Raw genomic sequence first — 5,268 nt, 5'->3', positions numbered from 1 at the left:
ACAAATCCCTTGGATCGGCGATCTTTCCTGCGACGGCGCTAGCTGCGGCGACGGCGGAGTTTGCCAGATATACTTCGCTGCTGCGATCGCCCATGCGGCCGACGAAATTTCGATTGGTCGTGCTTACGCAGCGCTCGCCCACGCCCAAAATCCCCATATATCCGCCCAGGCACGCGCCGCAGGTCGGGTTGCTCACGACTGCGCCCGCTTCTACGAAAATATCCCACAGCCCCTCTTTTTGCGCGGCTAGAGCGATTTTTTGCGTCGCAGGCGTGATGATGAGGCGGGTTTTGCGCGCGACCTTGCGACCTTTTAAAATTTGCGCAGCGATCCGCAGATCGGAGAGCCTGCCGTTGGTGCAGCTGCCGATAAAGACCTGATCGACGGCGATATCATCGCGCACCGCCTCGCGCACGCTCTTGCCGTTGCTAGGCAGAAACGGATACGCAATCACCGGATCAAGCTTGCTTACGTCGATCTGCAAAATTTGCTCATAGTTCGCGCCCTCGTCGGAGTAGTGAAATTTTGGCTCGGCGCGCAAATTTTTATCCGCCAAAAATTCCTTCGTGATCTCGTCGACCGCGACGATACCGCTCTTGCCGCCCGCTTCGATCGCCATATTGCAAAGCGAAAATCTGCTATCCATATCCAGATACTCCAGCGCATCGCCGCAGAACTCCAAAGCCTTATAGCGCGCGCCGTCCACGCCGATGAGGCGGATAACTTCTAGGATCAGATCCTTGCCGTAGATGTGCGGTGCAGGCTTGCCGCAAAAGATCACTTTGATCGTAGGCGGTACTTTGAACCAATTCTTGCCCGTTATCATCGCAAAAGCTAGATCGGTGCTGCCCATGCCCGTCGCAAAGGCCCCAAGCGCGCCGTGGGTACAGGTGTGGCTGTCCGCGCCGATGATGACGTCGCCGGGCACTACGAGTCCCTTTTCAGGCATCAGCGCGTGCTCGATACCCATATCCTTTTCGTCGAAATAGTTTTTTAAATCGTGCTTGTAAGCAAACTCGCGTGAAATTTTAGCTTGATTTGCGCTTAAAATGTCCTTCGTGGGGATGTAGTGATCCATCACGATCGCAAAGCCGTCCGGGTTGGCGAGCTTTTTTGCGCCGCTAAGCTCGAACTGCTTGATCGAAATGGGCGTCGTGATGTCGTTGCCGATGACCATATCTATGGCGCTTTCGATGATCTGCCCCGCAAAAACCGCCTCGCCCACGTGCTCGCTAAAAATTTTCTCCGTGATCGTCTGCTTCATAAAATCTCCTTCATATCGGTTAAATTTGCGCGATTTTAGCTAAAAAATCATAAATTTTTGCAATTTTATGTATAATTGAGCCGCAAGGAGCGAGACGATGGAAATTTTAGATATTTTTGCAAACCGCAGAAGCGTAAGAAAATATACGGATACGCCGCTTGAGGATGAGGCGCTGGATAAAATTTTAAAAGCGGGCTTGCTTGCGCCGTCGGGGCATGCACGCCGCCCGTGGGAGTTCATCCTCGTGCGCGACAAACGGATGCTTGAGCGACTAAGCGCGTGCCGCAGCAGCGGAGCGGATATGCTAAAACAGGCCGCGGCCGCGATCGTCGTGATCGCAGATGAGCAGAAGCAGGACGTCTGGATTGAGGACTGCTCGGTAGCGCTAGGCTACATGCACCTTGCCGCAAGCGCACTAAATCTCGGCAGCTGTTGGGTGCAGGTAAGGCTGCGCGCCGCCGCGGACGGACGCAGCTGCGAGGAGTTTTTGCGCGAGGCGCTGGGCTTTCCGCTAAATTTCAAAGCAGAAGCGATACTAGCCCTCGGCGTACCGCAACAGCGCCCGAGCCCGCACGATCTGCAGAAGTTAAATTTAGCCAAAATCCACAAAGAGAAATTTTAACGCGTATGAAGTATCAAAACTTAATTCAAATTTGCGAGTATCTGCAAGGCAAAAAATTTATCTCGCACATAAAACGCACGGGCGATAATCTTTTTAAAATTTGCTTCGACGGCGACGAGACGCTGTTTTTCGATATGAATAAATCAGGCTGCAATATCCACGAAAATGACGCTTTTACCGAAGGTAAGGTTTACGCGGCGCCCTTTGATGTGCTACTTGCCAAGCGCTTCGTAAAATCGCGCATCACTTCCGTTAGCGTGCCAGAAAATAATAGAATTCTATGTCTTAGCGTAAGCCAAAACGCAAGCTACAAAACCCAAGGCTCAAATATCTACTTCGAATTTACCGGGCGTTTTACAAACGTAATAATCACCGACGAAAATGATGTGATTTTAGAGGCGCTGCGACACTTCGAGACGGAATTTAGACAGATCAAGGTAGGAAGAAAACTCCGTCATCTACCGCCTGCAAATATTAAAGAAGCCTCCGTGCCAAAAATTTCGGACTTTAGAGCATTTTTTCGCGCGGAATTTAACGCGCTAAATGCGGATCGCTTAAACTCGCTCAAATCCGCAAAAATCACGGCGCTAAATAAAAAGCTAGACTCGGTGCGCGAGGCTTTAGGCTCTTTGCAAAGCAGCGCTGAACTACTGCGAAGCGCCGAGCTTTTAGGTGCGAAAGCTGCCTTGCTAAAAGAAAATATCTATAAAATTCCAACCAGCGCGCGAGAATTTACGCTGCAAAAAGAAGATGCCGAAGCGGTAGAATTTAAACTGCAAAAGCCTGCAAGCGCCGCTTTGGGCGAGCTTTACTCCGAGGCAAAGCGTCTGCGCCAAAAGGCTGCTAATATCCATATCGAAGAGCAAAATTTAAAGGAGAAACTCGCGTTTTATGAGAATTTAAAATCACTCGTCCTTGCTGCACAGGACGCACACGAGATCGAAATTCTAATGCCTAAGCGCACGCAAATTAAGCAAAAAAGCAAGGAAAAAAATAGCGAATATGTAGCGAACTTTTATCTAGGGGATTTTAAAATCAGCGTCGGTAAAAACGAAAAAGGCAATGAGTTCTTACTAAAAAATAGCTCCAAATCCGACTATTGGTTTCATCTTAAGGATATTCCAAGCGCACACGTCATCGTAAAGACAAATAAGCAAAGTCTAAGCGAAGAGGTGATCGAATTCGCCGCTAAAATTTGCGTGAGCTTCAGTGCAAGCGGCAGCGGAAAATATCTCGTCGATTACACCAAACGTCAAAATGTCAAAATCAACGAAGGTGCTTTCGTAAACTACGTAAATTTTAAAACAATCAGCGTTTTAAAGCCGTAATAAGCGAGCTTGCAGTATAATTATTCAAAATAAATTCCAAGGAAATTCTATGAAGCAAAGAATAATCACGGCAAGCATTTTACTCGCCGTATTTTTAGCTCTAATTCTCATAAACGCCAGGTGGCTAAATTTCGCCGTATTTGCGCTGATACTCGTGCTTGCGTTTTTTGAAAGCCTCAAATTATGGGGTCTGGAGGAAACTAGCAAAAAGTGGCTCGCGCTGGCGATCGCGTTTTTTGCGCTGCTACCATTTACGCAGACCGATGAGCCCTTCGTCTCGGCGCTAAAAGTTAGCATCCTAATGATCCTATGCGTCGCCTCTGTCGTAGCCTTTACTAAGGGCCCTAGCCTAAAGATCACGCTTCCTTTTATCTATCCCGTTGCGCCGATATTTTTTATGTGGGCGGCTTACGATGATTTCGGGGAAGTTTTTCACTTCGTTTGGCTGATCTTTATTATCGTAGCTAGCGATAGCGGCGCATATTTTATCGGAAGAGCCTTTGGCAAAACTCCGCTAAGCGCTAGCTCGCCGAATAAAACCGTAGAAGGCGTGCTAGGTGGTCTTGCGCTCGCGCTTATCGTTAGCCTCATTTATGCGCGCATCTTTACTAATATGCCGCCGCTTGAAATTTTAGGAAAAACCATCATCATAGCAATTTTTGGCGTGTTTGGCGATCTGTTTGAGAGCTACCTAAAACGCGCGGCGGGTCTTAAAGATAGCGGCGCGCTCTTTCCGGGACACGGCGGGATCTTAGACCGCATCGACGGCTATATGTTCGGCGCGATCGCGATGGCGATAGTCTATTCATGGTAGTTTTAGGCTCTACGGGCTCTATCGGCACAAACACCCTAGACGTAGCCGCGCGCAGCGGCAGTATGATCGAAGCGCTTAGCTGCGGGCGCAATATCAAGCTTTTAAACGAACAGATCGCAAAATTTCACCCAAAGCTCGTCTGTATCGCGGACGCGCAGCAAAAAAGCGAGGTAGATCACAAGCGCGTATTTTGCGGCGCGGATGGAATTTTACAGATGCTTGCGGAGTGCAAAAGCATGACCGTGGTAAACGCTCTCGTAGGTTTTGCAGGCATGATGCCGAGCTTAAAGACCCAAGAGCTCGGAAAGAGACTGTGTCTCGCCAACAAAGAAAGCCTGGTCGTCGGCGGGAAATTTCTGCAAACGGATAAAATTTACCCGATCGACAGCGAGCATTTCGGGCTGAAATTTTTGCTCAGCAATGCCAAAATCCCCGTTTCGCGCCTAATCATCACGGCTAGCGGCGGCGCGTTTTACGACGTGCCGCTAACGCAGCTGGGCTCGCTCACGCCGCAAAACGCCCTCAAGCACCCCAACTGGAAGATGGGCGCGAAGATCACGATCGACAGCGCCACGATGGCGAATAAGCTTTTTGAGGTGATCGAGGCGTTTTGGCTCTACGGCACGCGCGAGATCGATGCGCTTATCGAGCGCACCTCGCAGATCCACGCGCTAGTCGAATTTGCCGACGGCTCTACGACGGCGCACATTAGCAGGACCGATATGCGCCTAGCCATCGCGCACGCGATGTTTAGCGGCGACGTACGGGAGCAGATCACCGCGCCCGTGGATCTGTGCGCTTTGCGACCTATAGAATTTAAGCCGATCGACGAGATGAAATTTCAAATCTTTACCCTCAAAGACGCGCTGTTAGCAAACCCCGATCTAGGCGTTGTCATCAACGCCGCAAACGAAGCGGGCGTAAATGCGTTTTTGCAGCAGCGGTGCCGCTTCACCGACATTGCGCGCGTCGTGCTAAAGTGCGCGGAGAAATTTAACTCGCCTAGCGTAACGGATGCGGATGCGCTTGCGGCGGTGGATGCGAGCGTGCGAGCGTATGCAAACGAGCTGCTGAAATTTGACGGCAAGCTTTAAGCCTAGCTTTGTCTGCTTAAATTTAGAGGTTAAATTTGGGCTATCTTGCCGCAAGCGGTGAAATTTAGGATCAAAAATTGTTAGACGTACAAACTATCGTAAATTTGGAAAAAGAGCGCCGCAAGCTGCTGCAAAGCCGCATAAAA

Annotated in this window: 5 protein-coding genes; 4 read left to right on the top strand and 1 reads right to left on the bottom strand. The window is 49.9% G+C overall.

Annotation, left to right across the window (positions count from 1 at the left end):
* The coding region (locus Q0256_RS04415) for a 3-isopropylmalate dehydratase large subunit (protein ID WP_297960406.1) at positions 1-1,264 on the bottom strand (1,264 nt) is incomplete at its 3' end.
* Positions 1,265-1,361: 97 nt separating this feature from the next.
* Between Q0256_RS04415 and Q0256_RS04410 the strand changes: the two genes are divergently transcribed.
* Genes Q0256_RS04410 through dxr form a run of 4 tightly spaced genes read left to right on the top strand, consistent with a single transcriptional unit; the run spans position 1,362 to position 5,122 of the window.
* On the top strand, positions 1,362-1,886 hold the full coding sequence (locus Q0256_RS04410) for a nitroreductase family protein (protein WP_297960403.1): 525 nt from the start codon (positions 1,362-1,364) through the stop codon (positions 1,884-1,886).
* A gap of 5 nt (positions 1,887-1,891) precedes the next feature.
* Positions 1,892-3,214, top strand: coding sequence for an NFACT RNA binding domain-containing protein (locus tag Q0256_RS04405; RefSeq protein WP_297960401.1), 1,323 nt, complete (start codon positions 1,892-1,894; stop codon positions 3,212-3,214).
* Positions 3,215-3,263: 49 nt separating this feature from the next.
* Positions 3,264-4,028 (top strand): phosphatidate cytidylyltransferase, encoded by a 765-nt coding sequence (locus Q0256_RS04400; protein ID WP_005872778.1) that lies wholly within the window; start codon positions 3,264-3,266, stop codon positions 4,026-4,028.
* On the top strand, positions 4,022-5,122 hold the full coding sequence (dxr, locus tag Q0256_RS04395; protein ID WP_297960397.1) for a 1-deoxy-D-xylulose-5-phosphate reductoisomerase: 1,101 nt from the start codon (positions 4,022-4,024) through the stop codon (positions 5,120-5,122). Before Q0256_RS04400 ends, dxr begins: the two co-directional genes overlap by 7 nt.
* Positions 5,123-5,268 lie beyond the last annotated feature (146 nt).

Origin of the sequence: uncultured Campylobacter sp., assembly GCF_937949835.1 — a bacterium.
In the GTDB taxonomy this organism is placed as follows: Bacteria; Campylobacterota; Campylobacteria; order Campylobacterales; family Campylobacteraceae; genus Campylobacter_B.
The sequence above is the reverse complement of the archived record's forward strand: the minus strand, read 5'-3'. Positions and strand labels throughout refer to the sequence as shown.

Excerpts from the sequence above, each read along its gene's own strand:
- Q0256_RS04410 (WP_297960403.1), top strand. The coding sequence starts at position 1,362 with ATGGAAATTTTAGATATTTTTGCAAACCGCAGAAGCGTAAGAAAATAT.
- Q0256_RS04405 (WP_297960401.1), top strand. The coding sequence starts at position 1,892 with ATGAAGTATCAAAACTTAATTCAAATTTGCGAGTATCTGCAAGGCAAA.
- Q0256_RS04400 (WP_005872778.1), top strand. The coding sequence starts at position 3,264 with ATGAAGCAAAGAATAATCACGGCAAGCATTTTACTCGCCGTATTTTTA.
- dxr (WP_297960397.1), top strand. The coding sequence starts at position 4,022 with ATGGTAGTTTTAGGCTCTACGGGCTCTATCGGCACAAACACCCTAGAC.